Here is a 17,565-nt window from a genome sequence, read left to right as displayed (position 1 = left end):
GGGGGTTCTACTGTTAAAAATTAATGCAGATTTTTCAGAAGTGTACATGGAAGATGGAATCATTTGTTACAGTGATATCAGAAGACGAATCGAAGGCATCTCTAAAAATGCTAACTCAAACTTTGCGGTAACTGGAACAGGATGGATTGATAGAGCACGAGATTACACCTTCCGTTCCACCCGTCGTAGAGTATTCCCTAACACCCCTAGGGGTATCGTTACTTGAGCCTATGAGAGCATTAAATCAGTGGACGAGTCAAAATTATGTATGGGTTTAAAAGACCAGAGCTTCATATGATCAAGTGGATCAAACAGAATAATTTGCGTGGGATAGATCTCTTCACTCTAAGGGGGAACCAATGGTTCTCCCTTTTGTGCTGAAAAAGGCATTAACATTCATAAATATAAGATTAGTGAGTTAAATTATGGAGTGGGATTCAGTTGAATGATACAATTATTGTAATTTCATGGAATGGTAATTCCTAACATCGTCAATTAGTCGCTAGAGAGGGGATTAGGATATGGGCCTTGCTGATGATCCAGTCATTGCGATTTCTGGTTTATGGATGAACTACACGGACCGAATGGTGCTAAGGGGCATTGACCTTAAGGTATACAGAGGACAAATTATTGGCTATATCGGCCCTAACGGGGCAGGAAAGAGCACAACTGTTAAGATTATGCTCGGTCTGGTAGAAGGCTATAACGGCAAAGTAGAGATTTTCGGTAGGGATATTGCTGATGGAGATGTTTCTTACAAGAAAAGAATAGGATACGTGCCGGAGGTGGCCGAATTATATGATAGTCTCACCGCTAGAGAGTATCTAACCTTTGTAGGTGAGTTGTATGGCATGAAGCGTAGTGATGTGGACTACAAAGCTGGAAAATTAATGGCCTTACTAGGTCTTGAGAAGGCTTATGATTCGCGGATCGCAACCTTCTCCAAAGGGATGAAACAAAAGGTACTGCTGATCTCCAGCATGCTTCATGATCCCGATATTCTGTTCCTAGATGAACCGTTAAGCGGTCTGGATGCCAATAGCGTAATGGTGGTAAAGGAGATTTTTGCATCTTTGGCGGCAAGGGGCAAGACCATTTTCTATTCTTCACACATCATGGATGTGGTTGAGAAGATCAGTAGCCGGATTGTTTTGATCGATGGTGGAGATATCGTGGCGGATGGGAGCTTTGCTGAGTTAAGAGAGAAGGGCCGCGAAGGGTCGCTTGAGGATATTTTTAATCAGTTAACTGGATTTGATAAATACCGTGATATTGCTGGGGAATTTGTTGCGGTCATGCAAGAGGTATCTTCTCATGACTGATTTCTATGTGCTGAAGCTTCTGGATAAGCTGCGAGGTGGGTTTAGCCGAATCGGAGTTGATTATGATGTGATGCGGAGTATTCTGCAGGTCAAACTGACGATGGACGGAAGAAGAACACCGACAGTGCTGGCTGGAATGCAGAAAAAGGAGGAGAAGAAAGAGGGCTCGCCGCTGCGTGTGCAATGGATTTATTTACTTTTTGGCGTCATGTTAGTTCCTCTTATGATGTTAACGGGCAATTATATGCTACAAATGAGCCTTGTATTTGGCGTAGTGATGTTTATGATTACGACCACGCTGATCTCTGATTTCTCTTCCGTGATGCTTGATCTTCGGGACAAAAACATACTTGCTTCAAAGCCAGTGAACCGCCGTACCTTGAACATGGCGAAGAGCATCCACATTCTCATTTATTTATTTTCAGTGACGCTGACATTGACCGGACCTTCGCTGATTTTGTGCCTGTTTAAACAGGGAGTACTATTTTTTCTAATATATGCTTTTGAGATCATTCTGATGGACTGCTTTATCCTCGTTATTACGGCGCTGCTTTATTTACTGATCATGAAGTTTTTCGACGGGGAGAAGCTCAAGGATATTATTAATTATGTACAGATCATTTTGACTATAGGGATTACAGTAGGGTATCAGCTCGTAGTTAGATTGTTCGATATTGCTGAATTGAGCCTCTCTTTTAAGCCGGCATGGTGGCAGTATCTGATTTCTCCGATTTGGTTTGCGGCTCCCTTTGAGATGTTGATTGGCGGGGCCAGAGATACACACTTCGTCGTGCTTTCAGTACTAGCTTTAGTAATTCCGGTTCTGCTGATTGTGGCGTATGTTAAACTGATGCCTCTATTCGAAAACAGCTTACAGAAGCTTTCAGAGCAAGGGAATGTTGGCAACAGTAACGCCCGAATGGTGGACTGGTTGTCGAAAATAACTTGTAAGAACCCGTTAGAGGGAATGTTCTTTCGTTTTAGCTGGTCAATGATGAAGAATGAGCGTGACTTCAAGTTAAAGGTATATCCGGCAATCGGTTATTCCATTGTCTTCCCGTTCATTTTTATATTTGGGATCTTTTGGGATGGGAATGCATCGTCTATCAAGGATTCAAACACTTTCCTGATGATTTATTTCGGTGCGACGTTACTTCAGACGGTTGTTCTAATGCTAAGGTACTCTGCGGGTTATAAAGGCTCTTGGATTTATAAGCTGATTCCTCTGCCGAACACCGCACCCATCTATCGTGGAATGCTTAAGGCAGCGATAGTTCGCCTGCTATTACCTTTATTCGCTATAGAAGCGATAGTGTATCTTTGGTTGTTTGGGCTGCGAATTATACCAGACTTGGTAGTTGTGCTGTTTGCAATGCTGATCTATGGAGTCATTTGTTTCCGTTCTTATCCTCCGGTACTACCTTTCTCAGAACGTTATGAGGCAGCTAAACAGAAGGATTACACTGCAAATTCCTTTGGGTTATTATTTTTGCTGATGGGGATGGCAGGTATTCATTATGTCTTTACTTTGTTTATGGGTGGAATTTATATCTACCTGTTGGTACTGGTAGTTTTGAATCTATGGATTTGGCGAATTACCTTTCCGAAAAATATATCATTAACAGGTCATAATTCAAGTTTTCCGGGTTGAGTAATGTGTCAAATATGGACATTTTTCACGAAATAAAAAAAGGGTATAAATTCCAGTATTTACTTAGACAATCTTCTGAATACAGAGTAGAATACATCTAAAGTTTCTTTTTATGGATAACCTATAATCTTTACGCACTCTTCCATATCTGATATTCGTGTACTGATTTTTTACTTGAGAAATACGCTGAGTGATTACGGGATTCAAAACCGGTGAAGAGGTTAATTAATGGATAAAATGGGAATCCACTATAATGTATGGATTGTTTTACTATCATTTGTGCTAGCGGCGACAGTTACTTATTCTGCACTGAATCTGATTTCGCAAGTTCCGCGTTCTACTGGCAAAATCCGACGTCTGTGGTTGATCTCGGGAGCATGTGTGTTAGGCTGCGGTATTTGGGCAATACATTATGTTGGGATAATGGCGAATCGCTTTCCAGCGGAGGTCAATTATTATCCAGGCAGATCTATAATATCGCTATTGGTGGGTGTGTCATTCTGCTATTTGGCATTCCGGATCACATCTGTTCCTCAATTAAGGATATGGAATTTAGTAGTAGGTGGTATTCTCTTGGGAAGCGGCTTTTCGGCTATGCACTATATCGGAATGTCTTCTATAAAGATTGTGACGAGGATTCATTATGATATATGGATTCAAGCCGCTGCTGTAATTCTGGTTTTGGTTTCGTCTTATATCGGATTATTGATGTTTCACAAGTTTAAAGAATGCGCAGGGTTTCAGCGATGGAAGCTATACTCGGCGTTGTTTATTGGATTTTCAGTTACCGGATTGCATTACACAAGTGTAAGGGCTAGTCATTTTGAATATAACAACTTGCCTGGAAGCAAACCTTTTTTTGTGGAGACGGATGTTATACTGTTAATGGCATTTTCGCTGGCAGCGTTACTTATGCTCGCAGTTTCTGCTGGCGCCGTATTTCTGGATCGCCATGTGCTTGAACGAATGGCATATCATGATCCACTAACAGAGCTGCCGAATCGACATGGACTAGAACGCTATTTTAAAGATGAATTTTTTGAAAGTGGATCTGGTGCTGTTTTTATAGTGGATTTAGATCGCTTTAAGTCAATTAATGATACGCTGGGACATGATATAGGTGATATGTTACTACAGGAGGTTGCTGTTAGATTAATCCGTTCTGTAGGAGATAAAGGGAAGACCTTCCGTTTAGGCGGTGACGAATTCCTGATTGCTCTGCCAGATTGCACGCTGGAGGGTGCGCAGGAAGAGGCGGCGCATATTATGCATGAACTTAAGAAATTCTATCGTATTCAGGGCAACGAGCTATATGTTACTGCAAGCGTTGGAATTAGTATGACTCCTTTGCATGGGACTGACCGCTCAGCGCTAATGAAGGCTGCGGATACGGCTCTTTATACTTCTAAGGATTCAGGTAAGAATAAATGGAGTGTGTTCGACCAAGAAGTAAATCGCAATCAGTTGCGGCGGATGTCGCTAGAGAAGGATCTTCGAAAAGCATTGGCTCGTTCTGAGTTTATGGTTGTGTATCAGCCGAAATGGGACTCTTATATGAATGTTACGGTGGGGCTTGAAGCGTTACTGCGCTGGAGACACCCAGAACATGGGATTATTTCACCAGGAGAGTTCATTCCTATTGCAGAGGAGACCGGACTGATCGTTCCGATTACCTATTGGATGTTACATGATGTGTGTAGCCAGAACAGGTTCTGGCATAAGGAAGAGATAGCTAACGTACCGGTCTCTATTAATATGTCCGCACGGATGTTTGAGGATGGAAGTCTATACGATGTTGTAGCGGAAGCACTCACATGTTCAGAATTAGAGCCACACTTTCTCGAACTGGAGATTACAGAGTCCATTGCGATGCATAACATGAAAGAGACGGTTGCACAGCTGTCTAGACTTCGAATGCTTGGGGTAAGAGTATCGCTGGATGACTTTGGGACAGGCTTTTCCTCCCTTGGTAATTTGGATGAGATCCCGGTGAACACACTCAAGATTGACCAAGTATTTATTCGTAACAGCAAGATGCACTCCAAGAAAGCTATTATCAGCAATATTATTGCGATTGCGACTCATCTTAATATGGAAGTCGTGGCGGAAGGTGTGGAGACACCAGAGCAGATTGAATTGCTGAAATCACTGGGCTGTAGAGTCATGCAGGGTTATTATTACGGTCGGCCGATGCCTGTACATGAGCTGGGTGAGTGGTTTTTAGCGCATACGGCAGCGTCGTGATCTCAATACATAGAAGAGGGGCTAGCGACCAAGCAGAATTTCTCTGCTTGGTCGCTAGCCCCTTTAAGTTTAAGAACTTACATGGATGAGAAGGATTATACTCTGAAGCGTTCAATTAGAATCTGTAGCTTCTCAGCTAGCGAGGACAGGAAACCTGCAGCTGACTCCACTTCTTCCATGGCTGCAAGCTGCTCTTGTGAGGAGGCGGATAATGTTTCCGCACCACTTGCTGTCTGATTAGCGACGTCTACAATATTCTGTAGAGTAGTAACGAGACCATCGGAGATGAAGGCTAGTTCGCGGACTGTACCGGAAATCTGCTGACTTTGTGAAGCCATCCCAGAGACAGACATTTCAATCTCGGAGAAGGATTGACCTGCCGTTACGATTAATTCCCGGCCTTGCTCCATCTCTTCTGTAGAGCGCTTCATGGTTTCTCCTGCATGGTCCATCTGATTTACAATGATGTTTACGAGTTGACCGATTTGGGCAGCGGATTGGGCGGAACGTTCGGCAAGCTTGCGTACGGATTGTGCAACTACCGCAAAGCCTCTTCCCTCTTCTCCGGCTCTTGCAGCTTCAATGGCTGCATTCAGCGACAGCAGATTGGTTTCTTCTGCGATACTTGCAATCGTGCCCACGATATTCTCGATTTCCTTGGAGTAGCCGCCCAAGGTTTCAATAATGACAGCTAAATCAGTGATGCTGTCACTGACGACGCTCATCTGCTGCGTAGTAGAATCCATTGCTTCTCGACCTGTACGAGCCTTTTCAGCGTTACTGGTAGCATTATTCATTGCGTTATCTGCATTTCCTGCAATCTCTGTAATGAAGTGTGACAAATCTTGTACAGACTTATAACCACCCTCCAAATTTTGCAATTGTGTATTAGCTCCATCAGCAAGCTCAATCGAAACGTTCACACTGTACTCACCAGCACGATTAGTTTCTTGCGCACTGGCAGAGAGCTCTTCAGATGAAGATGCTACCTGCATGGAGGTTTCATTGACCTCGGTAATGAGCATGCGCAAGCTCTGTGTCATGCCGTTGAAATTTCGAGCTAGTGTACCAATCTCATCCTTGCTGTTGAATGATATAGGATCATGAGTAAGATCACCCTGTGCAACAAGATTTACGCCTCGGGATAACTTTGTTAGTGGACTTACCATTCGGCGGATTAAGAGGTATGCTGCCACAATAGCAATAACTAGAATGGAAGTCCCGATAATAAAAGGCTGAACAATGATGTCCCGGGTCCGTTCTTGAATTAAAGGGCCATCAAAGTTAATAGCCATTAGCGCAACTATAGGCTTGGACGGATCATGATCCTGATAGATGGGGCCGTAACCCGTCTTAAGTGAGGTACCTTCGTATGTATAAACCTTGGAGTAAGCGGAATGCTTAGATTTAGTGATCACTTGCTTCTCTTCATCTGAGAAATAAAAAGTGTCGCCTGCTTTATAACCTCTTGCTTTGAAACTTGAATCAGCGGCGAGTATCTTACCGTCTAGCGATAAAATGAACGCCTCTTTAAAAATAGCCTTATGTGCCACAATCCAACCGATCCGGTCCTCGACAGCCTCCAGTTTGCTTTGATCTCCTGCAATTAAGGCGGTAATGTCTGAGGGGTCAATCAGTCCGGTTGTAATATTGGCGCAGCCTACCAATTCAATACCTGCTGCTTCGTCTACTTGCTTGTAAGCAGTACGGTATCCGAAGAACCCGATGGATGATCCAACAAGAAGTAACACGATAAACATCATCCAAGTTAATTTAGTTGCCAATTTCATTTTTTGCACCAACCTTGACAAATTATGTTTTCGGTGACAATCGATCTCACTGCTACGATTATAGCGTATCGTTAAGCCTAGAACCTTACATAGAATATAGTATTTTTGTGTCGGAAATTGTAAATTAGTGGAATATTTATGGAAATAAACGTGATTATGAAATGTTTAGTAGACAAAAGCATTGAATCCTAACCAGTTCTAGTGGTACGCTTGAGTTATTAAAAACGGATTGGGAGTTGAAACAAGGATGCCGCATCAATTAGATCCGTTAATAGAGCGTCTTGGATTATCTATGTGGAGAGTACAACGTAAGATCATGTCACAAATGTCATTGCACAAAGAACTCGGACTTACCGTACCTCAGATGGGTCTGTTAAATATAGTAGCGAAAGAGAAGCAGTCGCGGGTTGTACAACTGGCGGAGTCTATGGAGGTCAAATCGAGTGCCATTACAGTGATGTTGGATCGTCTGGAAGTGCTGGGTTTCATTAAGCGTGAGACGGATGGAAAAGATCGGAGAGCGGTTGTCGTAACCATCACCGAGCTAGGCCAGCGGACACTTGAAGAAGGACATTTCCGTTCAAAACAGCTGCTTGCTGAACATTTATCTATACTGAAACCGGAAGAGCTGCAAAATTTTGCAGAGTACTACCGTATGATCGAGGATCAGGAACGGTAAATCCCCAGGTTTAGTATATTGATACAGAAAAAGGCCACCTTCTCCGGAAGGTGGCCTTTTTTGAAATCTTATTTTATGAATGGCTTATGGTTCAATTGGTTTGTCTGGCAGTTGCGTAATATAGCTATGGGAGAGCTGTAAAAGTCTCAATGCTCGGTTGTATTCATCCTCAGTGGCAGACGGTGCTTTTCCATTCTTATCGATTGAATATTGAGTGTTGTCTTCAAAGCTGTTACCCGGAATAAGCAGTCCTGAACTGGAAATGAAAGAACCGGAAGGTAAATAATATCGCTCTGGCAGCAAATTATAAGTCTGACTGAGTAGATCTTGACCGAAAACCAGGTTATTCTCTAATGAAATTCCAAGAAGACCAGCAGCAGTTGGCATAATATCCACTTCGCCACCGACTTGCTCTAAGGTCTGTGGTGCTGTGCTGTCTCCTGTATGGATGAGCAGAGGAATGTTTAACATATCCGCATAGGAATATTCATGACCATAAATTTCAGTCATTAATTGCTTATCATCATGATCGAGAGAATAAATAGGCAGTCCCATATGGTCTCCATAAATCATGATTACGCTGTTATCCCATACGCCATTCGCTTTAAGCTCTTCTACGAAATGTCCGAAGGCATCATCCGCATAGTTCTGGGAACGGATATAGTCACCCACAAAAGTACCTTCGTAACGCTCTGGAAGCTTCATACGGTATTTTTCCTCAGGGATTGTGAATGGATGATGCGCTGACATCGAAATGACCTGAGCGTAGAAAGGTTGACCCTCGTTGCTCATTTCTTTCAGCTTGTCGGCTGTTTTACTATAAAGCGTATCATCAGAAGCACCGAAGAAGAAGACATCATCTTCCCCAAAAAATTTACGATCATAATAATGATCAAAGCCCAGCGATTCGTACAGCTCACCGCGGTTCCAAAACTCTACGACATTGGTGTGGAAGGTTGCGGTCTGATAACCATTGTCTTTTAGCAAGCGTGGCAGACTTGGAAGCACCTTATCCACATAGGACATGGTTGCTGCTCCGCGTGGAGGGATGTAGGCTGAAGTGTTCACTACGAACTCTGCATCCGACGTATTCCCTTGACCGACCATTTGATAGAAATTAGGGAAGTAGAGACTATCCTTCATTACCTTGTTCAGGTTCGGTGTAATCTCTTGCCCGTCTAGCTGAAGACCCATCAAAAAGCTCTGGAAGGATTCCAATTGAATGATAATAAGATTTTTGCCTTTAGCCGTGCCATGAAGCGGAGAACTAACTGCAGTATTAATTCCCTTCACTTTGTTGATGGCATCTTGTGTAATGTCACTTGATTGCACAAGTTCTGGTTCTTCTTTAGCAAAGATCGTATAGGCTTCATAATTAAGAATACCCATCTCCTGAGCTTTTTTAATTTCGTTCATACTGGCCTTATTAGGCAAAATATTGAACAAGCATAAGCCAAGTGAGACTGCGAATATTACGCTATACTTTATTTTTCCGTTACGACGGTTGATATTTTCCTTTTTATAGATCCGGCCTTTCTTATTAAAGAAGAAATAGCCTCCTAGGACAATGATATCTGTAAAGATTAGTAGGTAGTAAGGGTCCATGAGTGAGAATACGCTGTTGCTGACGGCTGTGACTTGATTCACCTGCTCAGCGGCATGGTAAGTTACAATGACACCATAATATTTAAAATACATAATGGCTGCGAAAAAGATGGCTGTCACTAATAAGTTGACTGTCATGTAATATCCAAGCTTTCGTTTGGAGGCGAACCGCTCAATAATACAGAAGAGCGCCCAGGCAAAAGGGATTTCTGTCAATAATGATTTCCAAGGCAGCACATCATCAAAAATGACGCCCCAAGCCAGAAATGCTTTTAGGATAAAAAGTATTGTGAAAAACACAAAAGGTTTAATGATCCAACGTTTAATATTAAAGGATGACACAGCTTCCCCCTCTTTCTACATGATAAAACGCCATTTCTCAAACAGGACGAAACAGCACCAAGACAAATTGATTCCATAGTAATAAAATTTATTATGCAGGGCTAGCAGAAGAAAGTCAAAAACCGAAAGCGTAAGTATAAGCTTTGTGGAGTGCGTAAAGTTAAACACGCATGGGTGAAAGATGATGTTTATGCTATCCTATGGGGATATACAGCGATTAAAGGACCGAAATAGACATTGGGAACAAAAAGGATATATGGCTAATTAAGGGAGGCGAGAATAGTTGGATCGTACTGTAACCCTATCCGTTAGAACGCTCGTCGAGTATGTTTTTCGCAGCGGTAGTATTGAGCCTGGATTTCATGGTACTTCCTCCATGGTTGAAGGAACACGAATACATCAGAAAATCCAAAAGCAATATAAAGAGGGCGACCGCAAAGAGGTCTATCTGAAAACAGAGATCCCTTATGGTACCTTACTCTATATAGTAGATGGACGCTGTGATGGACTGCTTGTTTCGGAGGATGGGAGCCTAACGGTCGAAGAAATCAAATCAACCTCCGGACTGCTGGATATGCAGGAAGAGGGACATGAGGTTCATTGGGCTCAGGCGCTGATGTACGCATATATGGTATCGCTGGAGCAGGAGCTTTCTTCTATTCAAGTAAAGCTTACCTATGTCCACCGGGCTACTGATGAGCAAAAAAGCTTGTACCGAACGTTGTCTTTAGATGAACTGATCTCATTTGCTAATGATACTGTAGCCAGATATGCTCCGTACGCTGAAATGATGGTTCGTCATGAGGCTAAGAAGGAGCAGAGCCTTCGAGAGTTACAATTCCCGTTTCCTTCTTATCGAAAGGGACAACGCCATTTTGCCGGAGCGGTATACAAATCCATCGTAGAAAAGGTCAGTCTGTTCGCTCAGGCGCCCACAGGTATTGGGAAAACAATGTCAACGCTGTTCCCGGTCCTTAAAGCAATGGGCGAAGGACAAGCTAAAGGATTGTTCTATTTAACGGCTAAGACGGTTACCCGTTTTGCCGCGCAGGAAGCCATTTCTCTACTGCTGACACAGGGACTTCAGCTGCATGTCATCACACTTACTGCTAAAGAAAAGAGCTGTTTTCATGATGAAGGGATTTGCGGTAAAGATTCCTGTCCCTATGCGGATGGCTATTATGATCGGATTAATGATGCAGTAATGGATCTGTTAGAGCATGAGACGCTGATGAGCAGAGACACCCTAGCACTGTATGCTCACAAACATAAAGTGTGCCCGTTTGAGTTCTCGCTGGATGCAGCCTATGCCTGTGATGCGGTGATCTGCGATTACAATTATATATATGATCCTCGGATCAGCCTGAAACGGCTAACGGAGGAGAGAAAGAGAGAAACGGTGCTTCTAGTAGATGAAGCGCATAATCTGGTAGACCGGGGACGAGAGATGTTCTCGGCCTCTTTGCTGAAGGCCCCCTTTCTAGAAATCCAGCGTCAGTACAAGGAAGTAAACCGTAATTTGAGTGCTGCAGGTAAATCGGTGAATGCTTTTTTCATCTCCCTTCGCAAAATTTGTAATGAAGAGGGGCAAGGGCAGTGGGCCTCATTCCCGGAGGAGCTGCCAGCCTTGCTTGAGATATTTTCTTTGGAGGCGGAACAGGAACTTATTCACCCGAGCGCCAGCATTGTTCCTCAGAATGGAGAAGGAGAAAATGTTCTCCTGGATACCTATTTTGCAGTTCAAGGGATGCTTCGCACCTTTAAGACCTATGATGAACGCTACATAACCTATGCTGAGGTCCGGCGCGGTGATGTGTATTTGAAGTTATTTAATTTGGATCCATCGCATTTGCTGGGGCAAATGTCTAAGAGCTTTCGAAGTCAGATTCTGTTCTCTGCTACGCTTTCTCCATTATCGTATTATCGGGATATGATTGGTGCGGTGGAGGAAGATTACAGCTTAACGGTCTCATCTCCTTTTCAGAAGGAGCAATGGGAGGTGACCGTGCTGCCTGTCTCCACACGTTATCATGACCGGGAAGCTTCTCTCATCCCGTTAACTCAGGCATTGCATCAAATGGTTTCAAAGAAGGGCAATTATCTGGTCTTTTTTCCTTCATATCTCTATTTACAAAACGTATATCAGGCCTTTACGGAGAATTACCCCGAAGTACGGACTTTGATGCAGGATACAGGCATGAGTGAGCAGGCTAGAGAGATTTTTTTAGCATCCTTTCGTCCAGATAATGACGAGACGTTGTTAGGCTTTGCTGTACTCGGAGGGATTTTTTCGGAAGGTGTAGATTTGCCAGGAGACCGTCTCAACGGGGTGATGGTTGTTGGTGTTGGCCTGCCACAGCTTGGTCTTGAGCGTAATCTACTGCGTCAGTATTTTAATGCCAGAGGTAAAAACGGCTTTGATTATGCTTATGTCTACCCGGGAATGTGCAAGGTATTGCAAGCTGGAGGCAGGCTGATTCGAAGTGAGACAGATACAGGCATTATTGTGCTTGCGGATGATCGCTTTTTGCAGCGTCCTTATATGCATTTGCTTCCCGAAGAATGGAGAGATTATCTTATCCGCTCATAAGAGGGTATAATCTATGAAAAGGTATTCATAATCAATCGGCAGGAGGAAAAAGTATGACATTAAGAGTGGGTATTGTGGGTACGGGTTGGTTCTCTAAGGTACATGCTGATTTACTGGCAGAGATGGATGATGTCCGTTTGCAGGCGGTCTGCGGAAGCAGTAAGGCTAAAGGCGAAGATATGGCACGACCATACGATGCTGCTGGATATGGTGATATTACAGAGATGCTGGATGCGGAGAAGCTCGATGCTGTTTATATTTGTGTGCCTCCACAATCTCATGGTGCGATCGAACGATCATTAATCAAGAGGGATATTCCCTTTTTTATAGAAAAACCGCTTAGTATGACTACTGAAATTCCCGCAAGCCTACTTCAGGATATTAAAGAACATCATTTGTTAACCTCGGTAGGATATCATTTACGCTATCAGGAGAACATTAAGCGTCTGAAAGAAACTTTGCGTGGTGACAAGGTTGGTATGATTATGGGGCAATGGATGGGCGGCATGCCAGGCGTAGCTTGGTGGCGTGATCAGAAGCAATCCGGAGGACAATTCACAGAGCAAACTACACATATCGTCGATTTGGTGCGCTATCTAGCCGGAGAAGTAAAGGAAGTCTACGGCATGTTCGGAAACCGGATTATGCATGAGCAGCATGAAGGTGTGAGCGTGGCAGATGTAGGTACGGTATCCCTGAAGCTTGAAAATGGAATTATTGCTAATATTTCAAATACATGCGTTTTACCTGATGAGGTGGGCAGTGTAGGTCTAAGCTTCTATAATGATCGGGGACTATTGGACTGGAACCCGGATCGTCTCTTGGAAGTGCGAAGCGGCAATAGTACCGAATTTGAGAATACAGGAAACCCATATTTAGTAGAAAGTGAAGCCTTCATACATGCTGTACGGACGGGGGATCGCTCGCGCATTTTATGCGACTATGAGGATGGATACAAAACCCTCAAAGTCACCTGTGCGGCCTACGATTCAGCGCAAAGCGGGTTGCCTGTTAAGTTCTAAGGTTCGATTCATAGAAAAAGGACATGCTACTTTAGATGTACTAAAGTGACATGCCCTTGGCCCAAGCTGGGTTAGCCTAGTGGAGGAATATCGCGAGCAAAGCTGGCGCCACACCTATAGATAACAGCGCGGACAGAATCATCGCAATACTGGAGATGGTTCCGGTCAGTGAACTAAGCTCGAAGGCTTTGGATGTTCCTGTACCATGTGCAGCGGTTCCCAGCGATACACCGCGCGCAATTTCATTCTCAATGCGGAAGATACGAAGTACAGTAGGGCCCATCATTGTACCCAGTATCCCGGTAATAATGACGAAGACTGCTGTGATACTCGGTACACCGCCGATACTTTGCGAGATGCTCATAGCGATCGGTGTGGTTACCGAACGCGGGACCAGACTTGCTGCCAGATCGCCGCTAACATGCAGCCATTTGGCGAGCAGAATGGAAGAGATCACCGCAACTATCGTCCCTGATAGCACGCCTGCCGCAATTTCGGCGGCGTGCTTTTTGAGTACCTTGAAGTTCTTATGCAAAGGGATGGCAAAGGCCATGGTTGCTGGTTGCAGCAAATCCGTCAGCCATTTTCCTCCCGCATTGTATGAGTCATAAGTAATGCCTGTTATAAGCAGAAAGATGATCATAATCACTGGTGTGATGATTAATGGAGAGGTGTAGACTTTACCAGTAGAAGCATAGATACGTTTCGCGAGTAAATACACCGCGACCGTGAGACCAAAGAATAGCAGAGCGTTTAACATGATTCTTTCCGCTCCTTCGCTTTATAAATTCTACTGGTAAGTAATCCGGAACTAGCCATCACAACAAATGTGCCTAAGACGACAACGGCAAGAATACGTAATCCATCCGTTTCCAGAATATTAGCGTATTTCATTACACCTATAGCAGATGGAATGAAGAACAGTAGGAGCTCGGCGAGTAGCCAAGAAGCACCCACTTCTACCCAATTTAGACGAATGACACCGAACTCAAGCAGGAGAAACAATATAATCATTCCGAGTATGCTTCCGGGAATAGGGATATGCAATAATGGGGTCAAAGCGTTGATAAGTAAAGAGAATAACATAAGTCCCGCTACCTGCAGCAAGCCTATAACAATCTTTTTCATAAGGCTTCGCTCCTTTCATGATAATGAAAGTTTACATCAATTGTTTTCATAGGTAAAATGAATAGATCGAATAAATGACATTCCTTTTGTCTATGGATTAGGGGGGCACATAAATGGATATCCGACAATTAGAATATTTCGTTCAAGCGGCACGAATGAAAAGCTTTACCAGAGCTGCTGAATCATTATATATAACACAGCCCACGATCAGTAAAATGATTCGGAATATGGAGGTCGAACTGGAGGCAGACTTGTTCTACCGTGAAGGGAAGAGTGTAAGGCTTACAGACGCAGGGGAAATTTTGTTCACCAAAGCGCAAAATATCGTGGAGTCTTTCGCCAGCTTGTCTTCTGAACTGGATAACTTACGGAATCTGGAGCAGGGTCACATCCGTATCGGTTTGCCTCCTATGGTAGGCGCGAGTTTTTTTCCTTCAGTAATTGGTCAATTTCATAAGCGATATCCACAGGTTACGATTCGTCTGCATGAGGATGGGGCCAAAAAAGTGGAGGAAGATGTAGAAACCGGACTACTGGACATTGGAATGGTCGTATTGCCTGTAGATACAGCCAAACTTCATTGTTTTACCTTTGTTGAAGAGACGCTGAATCTTATTTTGCCTATGGGACATCGGCTGGCCGAGGCAGAGCTTGTTCCGCTAAGTGAACTGGCAGAAGAGGAGTTCGTGCTATTTCGAGAGGATTTTACGCTGCATGATCGGATCATTACGGAATGTGTAAAAGCTGGATTTCAGCCAAAGGTTATATATGAGAGTTCACAATGGGACTTAATCAGCAAGATGGTCGCCGCGGGAATGGGAATCGCATTATTGCCGGAAACCATTTGCCGCGACATGGACCGCTCACGATTGGTAGTTATTCCTTTGACAGATCCAGTAATCCCTTGGCAGCTCGCTATGGCGTGGCGTAGAGATCGTTATTTATCCTTTGCAGCACGGGAATGGATTTCTTTTGCAAAGGGTCTATTGAGAGAACAATACCCAAATGACTTCCCTACGAGTCTATAGAACATCAGAAATAATAACTATTTTATTTTTTGTGGATGTTCTGCAAATTTTTCTTTTTTTTTGAAAATATGTTTTTTGGTATCATGGATTATGATAGGAGGAGATGTTGATAGAGAGAAGGAGAGAGTTGTGACACTATATCAAGGTTCTTCCGAGAAAGCTTATAGAAGAGACTACAGAGAAGATGAGCTGTTTGTGACTATAGAGAGCCTTAGATGCGAATTGCTGGAAGTCGCGGAGAAACGGAGTCTTAGTGACCATGCTGTCCTAGAGCTAAGCGAGCGATTGGACGGTTATATTTTGCTGGCACAACATAAGATGATGGAGAACTTGCGCAGTCGCAAGGCGAGTGCAACAGCTTACTGCTGAAGCTCAAAAGCCGCTAATACCATAAATTAAACTTCGATACATCCATAGAATTACACTATTACGAAGATCCAACCGATAAAGAGGAGAGAAATACGCTCCTCTTTTTGTCGTACAATCTATTGGTTGTACAATCCATAACTTTCACCTATAATGTCAATTAATAGAATCTTTTCAAGTCAAACTTTGGGGGTGCCGAGTGGAGGGAAAGTTAACAACTATACGCTCAGAAATTGAGAAAAATCTGTCCCGCTCCGGCCATAATCTCGCCTCATTTTCAAAAATTTGTGGTCTGAATCGAGGAAGTCTCAGTGCAATCCTGCACGGGAATCCACCGAAGCCTATGTCCCTGGGACAAATAGATGCAATCATTAAAGCCTTTGGTTTTCCTGATGGATGGCTGTATCCACTTTATGTAGATGAATGCTTCAATGAGGAGAAGGTCTCACGCCGCAGGGTAGAGCCCTTTTTAATACGTTGTGCTGAGTTGGGCAAGCAGCAATGCATTGATGAAACATTAAACAGGTTATTGGAATATCCGAAATCGCTAGATATCGTTTATTCGGTAGCTGATAAATTGTTTAACAAGGGAAAAATACAGGAATCAATCCTCTTTTACAAGATTGTAGTAGAGAACGAGTCTGATAGTTACAGTGAACGTCTCGCGATCAGTCATTATCGTATTTTTAAATATTTACAAACGCTGGATATGGAGGAGAAACTGAGCGCAGTCATTAGTTTTAGTCCATTCAGGAGGCGTCTTCCAGAAAACATGCAATTGGATGGTTTATTAATGCTGACGCAGTTATGTTTCACCCTTCGTAGATGGGGAGAAATGGAAAGCTACGCAGATGAGTTGAGGGCCTTAGCCAATGCAGTTTACCGCCAAGAACTGCGAAGAAGTGAAGATAAACGAACAGAAACACTCTGTACTGAACGCCCGCTCGTCGTCTATTATGGTCATGGATATTTGCTCAAAGCAACTGCGTTGACAAAACAAGGTGAATACGAAGCGGCGAAGAAATATACTGCAGGTTACGCAGACCTTAGTTGGTTTGAAATGTTGGACGAAGCAGGTCATCAAGCCGTAGATAAATTCCGATTATTTGCAATCGGCAATAACTTTACATTAGAGTTGTTGGAAGGTAATGTTAATGTCGTGCCGGATTATGTAGCCTTCTTGGCTGATCATCCCGGTGAAATATTGCCAGGTCTCATTATTATTATGGAATCGGCTAATCTTCACAAATTTTCTGTAGACAATGTGCTTACAAGGTTCTCACGGGAGATGTTGCGATTTGAACAGTTTGAAGATCCTATTAATATCGACCGACTATACCGGTTGTATTATCAAATAGCCATATATCAAATAAGAAACAAACAATATACTACAGGTGTGGAGTATACTATTCAGTCTTTAGAATTATCTATCAAGACGAATAATGGAATAGACTTCATAAAGTGTGTAACTTTATTTGAGACCAACAGGGACTACGCAACTCAGAATCAACAGGAGAAATATAGAAATTTAATAAGGGAGGTGAGAAAAGATGAAAAAATCACTATTGATGATGGCCGGCATTTTAGTATTGTTTAGCTTCATCGTTATTGGTCAACCGACCATTGGTGGCGGCCATGGAGGCATTACGACTATGGAGCACGGAGTAGGATTCTAATATTAAAGTTATGTTCGACATTATAATATATATAGTTACATATCTGCTTATTGAACTCCTTACCTCTGTGGTTGGGAGTTTTTTATTTCGTAATAATTGATACCGTATTCAAAATTTGACAA

15 protein-coding genes are annotated in these 17,565 nt (G+C 43.2%); 11 read left to right on the top strand and 4 right to left on the bottom strand.

Annotated features, from left to right (window positions below; translation table 11 throughout):
• The first annotated feature begins 146 nt into the window (after positions 1-146).
• The 4 genes from ACN6KS_RS28760 to ACN6KS_RS28745 all read left to right on the top strand — a co-directional run bounded on the left by ACN6KS_RS28760 (position 147) and on the right by ACN6KS_RS28745 (position 5,217).
• Positions 147-278, top strand: a complete 132-nt coding sequence (locus tag ACN6KS_RS28760) for a winged helix-turn-helix transcriptional regulator (protein ID WP_341135920.1) — start codon at positions 147-149, stop codon at positions 276-278.
• A 243-nt stretch (positions 279-521) separates the two neighbouring features.
• Positions 522-1,322 (top strand): ABC transporter ATP-binding protein, encoded by an 801-nt coding sequence (locus tag ACN6KS_RS28755; protein WP_094872052.1) that lies wholly within the window; start codon positions 522-524, stop codon positions 1,320-1,322.
• Positions 1,315-2,973 (top strand): hypothetical protein, encoded by a 1,659-nt coding sequence (locus ACN6KS_RS28750; protein WP_440960973.1) that lies wholly within the window; start codon positions 1,315-1,317, stop codon positions 2,971-2,973. The genes ACN6KS_RS28755 and ACN6KS_RS28750 overlap by 8 nt, the downstream gene beginning before the upstream one ends.
• A 228-nt stretch (positions 2,974-3,201) precedes the next feature.
• Positions 3,202-5,217 (top strand): bifunctional diguanylate cyclase/phosphodiesterase, encoded by a 2,016-nt coding sequence (locus ACN6KS_RS28745; RefSeq protein WP_440960972.1) that lies wholly within the window; start codon positions 3,202-3,204, stop codon positions 5,215-5,217.
• A gap of 95 nt (positions 5,218-5,312) precedes the next feature.
• On the opposite strand, the gene ACN6KS_RS28740 is transcribed toward ACN6KS_RS28745, so the two are convergent.
• Positions 5,313-7,007, bottom strand: a complete 1,695-nt coding sequence (locus ACN6KS_RS28740) for a methyl-accepting chemotaxis protein (protein WP_440960971.1) — start codon at positions 7,005-7,007, stop codon at positions 5,313-5,315.
• A gap of 247 nt (positions 7,008-7,254) precedes the next feature.
• Between ACN6KS_RS28740 and ACN6KS_RS28735 the strand changes: the two genes are divergently transcribed.
• Positions 7,255-7,686, top strand: a complete 432-nt coding sequence (locus tag ACN6KS_RS28735) for a MarR family winged helix-turn-helix transcriptional regulator (protein ID WP_094877348.1) — start codon at positions 7,255-7,257, stop codon at positions 7,684-7,686.
• Between the two features lie 84 nt (positions 7,687-7,770).
• Here ACN6KS_RS28735 and ACN6KS_RS28730 read toward each other — a convergent pair whose 3' ends face one another.
• Entirely contained in the window at positions 7,771-9,633 is a 1,863-nt protein-coding gene (locus tag ACN6KS_RS28730; RefSeq protein WP_094872060.1) for an LTA synthase family protein, read from the bottom strand.
• A gap of 283 nt (positions 9,634-9,916) precedes the next feature.
• On the opposite strand from ACN6KS_RS28730, the gene ACN6KS_RS28725 reads away from it, so the two are divergent.
• Both ACN6KS_RS28725 and ACN6KS_RS28720 read left to right on the top strand, forming a co-directional pair.
• Positions 9,917-12,223, top strand: coding sequence for a helicase C-terminal domain-containing protein (locus ACN6KS_RS28725; RefSeq protein ID WP_440960970.1), 2,307 nt, complete (start codon positions 9,917-9,919; stop codon positions 12,221-12,223).
• A 53-nt stretch (positions 12,224-12,276) separates the two neighbouring features.
• A complete protein-coding gene (locus ACN6KS_RS28720; RefSeq protein ID WP_440960969.1) occupies positions 12,277-13,245 on the top strand; it encodes a Gfo/Idh/MocA family protein in 969 nt (322 codons plus the stop codon).
• A gap of 76 nt (positions 13,246-13,321) precedes the next feature.
• Here ACN6KS_RS28720 and ACN6KS_RS28715 read toward each other — a convergent pair whose 3' ends face one another.
• Both ACN6KS_RS28715 and ACN6KS_RS28710 read right to left on the bottom strand, forming a co-directional pair.
• Positions 13,322-14,005, bottom strand: coding sequence for a CidB/LrgB family autolysis modulator (locus ACN6KS_RS28715; protein WP_042192587.1), 684 nt, complete (start codon positions 14,003-14,005; stop codon positions 13,322-13,324).
• Positions 13,999-14,373, bottom strand: a complete 375-nt coding sequence (locus ACN6KS_RS28710) for a CidA/LrgA family protein (RefSeq protein WP_094872063.1) — start codon at positions 14,371-14,373, stop codon at positions 13,999-14,001. Before ACN6KS_RS28710 ends, ACN6KS_RS28715 begins: the two co-directional genes overlap by 7 nt.
• A 113-nt stretch (positions 14,374-14,486) precedes the next feature.
• Between ACN6KS_RS28710 and cidR the strand changes: the two genes are divergently transcribed.
• The 4 genes from cidR to ACN6KS_RS28690 all read left to right on the top strand — a co-directional run bounded on the left by cidR (position 14,487) and on the right by ACN6KS_RS28690 (position 17,443).
• The gene (gene cidR / locus ACN6KS_RS28705; RefSeq protein ID WP_094872065.1) at positions 14,487-15,401 is read left to right on the top strand and encodes a cidABC operon transcriptional activator CidR; all 915 of its coding nucleotides are present in this window, start codon (positions 14,487-14,489) and stop codon (positions 15,399-15,401) included.
• A gap of 129 nt (positions 15,402-15,530) precedes the next feature.
• Positions 15,531-15,770, top strand: coding sequence for an aspartyl-phosphate phosphatase Spo0E family protein (locus ACN6KS_RS28700; protein ID WP_256989909.1), 240 nt, complete (start codon positions 15,531-15,533; stop codon positions 15,768-15,770).
• A gap of 196 nt (positions 15,771-15,966) precedes the next feature.
• On the top strand, positions 15,967-17,364 hold the full coding sequence (locus ACN6KS_RS28695; protein ID WP_094877344.1) for a DNA-binding protein: 1,398 nt from the start codon (positions 15,967-15,969) through the stop codon (positions 17,362-17,364).
• Positions 17,318-17,443 (top strand): hypothetical protein, encoded by a 126-nt coding sequence (locus tag ACN6KS_RS28690; protein WP_256990535.1) that lies wholly within the window; start codon positions 17,318-17,320, stop codon positions 17,441-17,443. Before ACN6KS_RS28695 ends, ACN6KS_RS28690 begins: the two co-directional genes overlap by 47 nt.
• Positions 17,444-17,565 lie beyond the last annotated feature (122 nt).

Origin of the sequence: Paenibacillus nitricinens, assembly GCF_052056485.1 — a bacterium.
In the GTDB taxonomy this organism is placed as follows: Bacteria; Bacillota; Bacilli; order Paenibacillales; family Paenibacillaceae; genus Paenibacillus_AQ; species Paenibacillus_AQ nitricinens.
Note: the sequence above shows the minus strand (reverse complement) of the source record. Positions and strands in the feature narration are given on the sequence as shown.

Excerpts from the sequence above, each read along its gene's own strand:
- ACN6KS_RS28720 (WP_440960969.1), top strand. The coding sequence starts at position 12,277 with ATGACATTAAGAGTGGGTATTGTGGGTACGGGTTGGTTCTCTAAGGTA.
- ACN6KS_RS28710 (WP_094872063.1), bottom strand. The coding sequence starts at position 14,373 with ATGAAAAAGATTGTTATAGGCTTGCTGCAGGTAGCGGGACTTATGTTA.
- ACN6KS_RS28690 (WP_256990535.1), top strand. The coding sequence starts at position 17,318 with ATGAAAAAATCACTATTGATGATGGCCGGCATTTTAGTATTGTTTAGC.
- ACN6KS_RS28740 (WP_440960971.1), bottom strand. The coding sequence starts at position 7,007 with ATGAAATTGGCAACTAAATTAACTTGGATGATGTTTATCGTGTTACTT.
- ACN6KS_RS28755 (WP_094872052.1), top strand. The coding sequence starts at position 522 with ATGGGCCTTGCTGATGATCCAGTCATTGCGATTTCTGGTTTATGGATG.
- cidR (WP_094872065.1), top strand. The coding sequence starts at position 14,487 with ATGGATATCCGACAATTAGAATATTTCGTTCAAGCGGCACGAATGAAA.
- ACN6KS_RS28735 (WP_094877348.1), top strand. The coding sequence starts at position 7,255 with ATGCCGCATCAATTAGATCCGTTAATAGAGCGTCTTGGATTATCTATG.
- ACN6KS_RS28745 (WP_440960972.1), top strand. The coding sequence starts at position 3,202 with ATGGATAAAATGGGAATCCACTATAATGTATGGATTGTTTTACTATCA.
- ACN6KS_RS28750 (WP_440960973.1), top strand. The coding sequence starts at position 1,315 with ATGACTGATTTCTATGTGCTGAAGCTTCTGGATAAGCTGCGAGGTGGG.
- ACN6KS_RS28715 (WP_042192587.1), bottom strand. The coding sequence starts at position 14,005 with ATGTTAAACGCTCTGCTATTCTTTGGTCTCACGGTCGCGGTGTATTTA.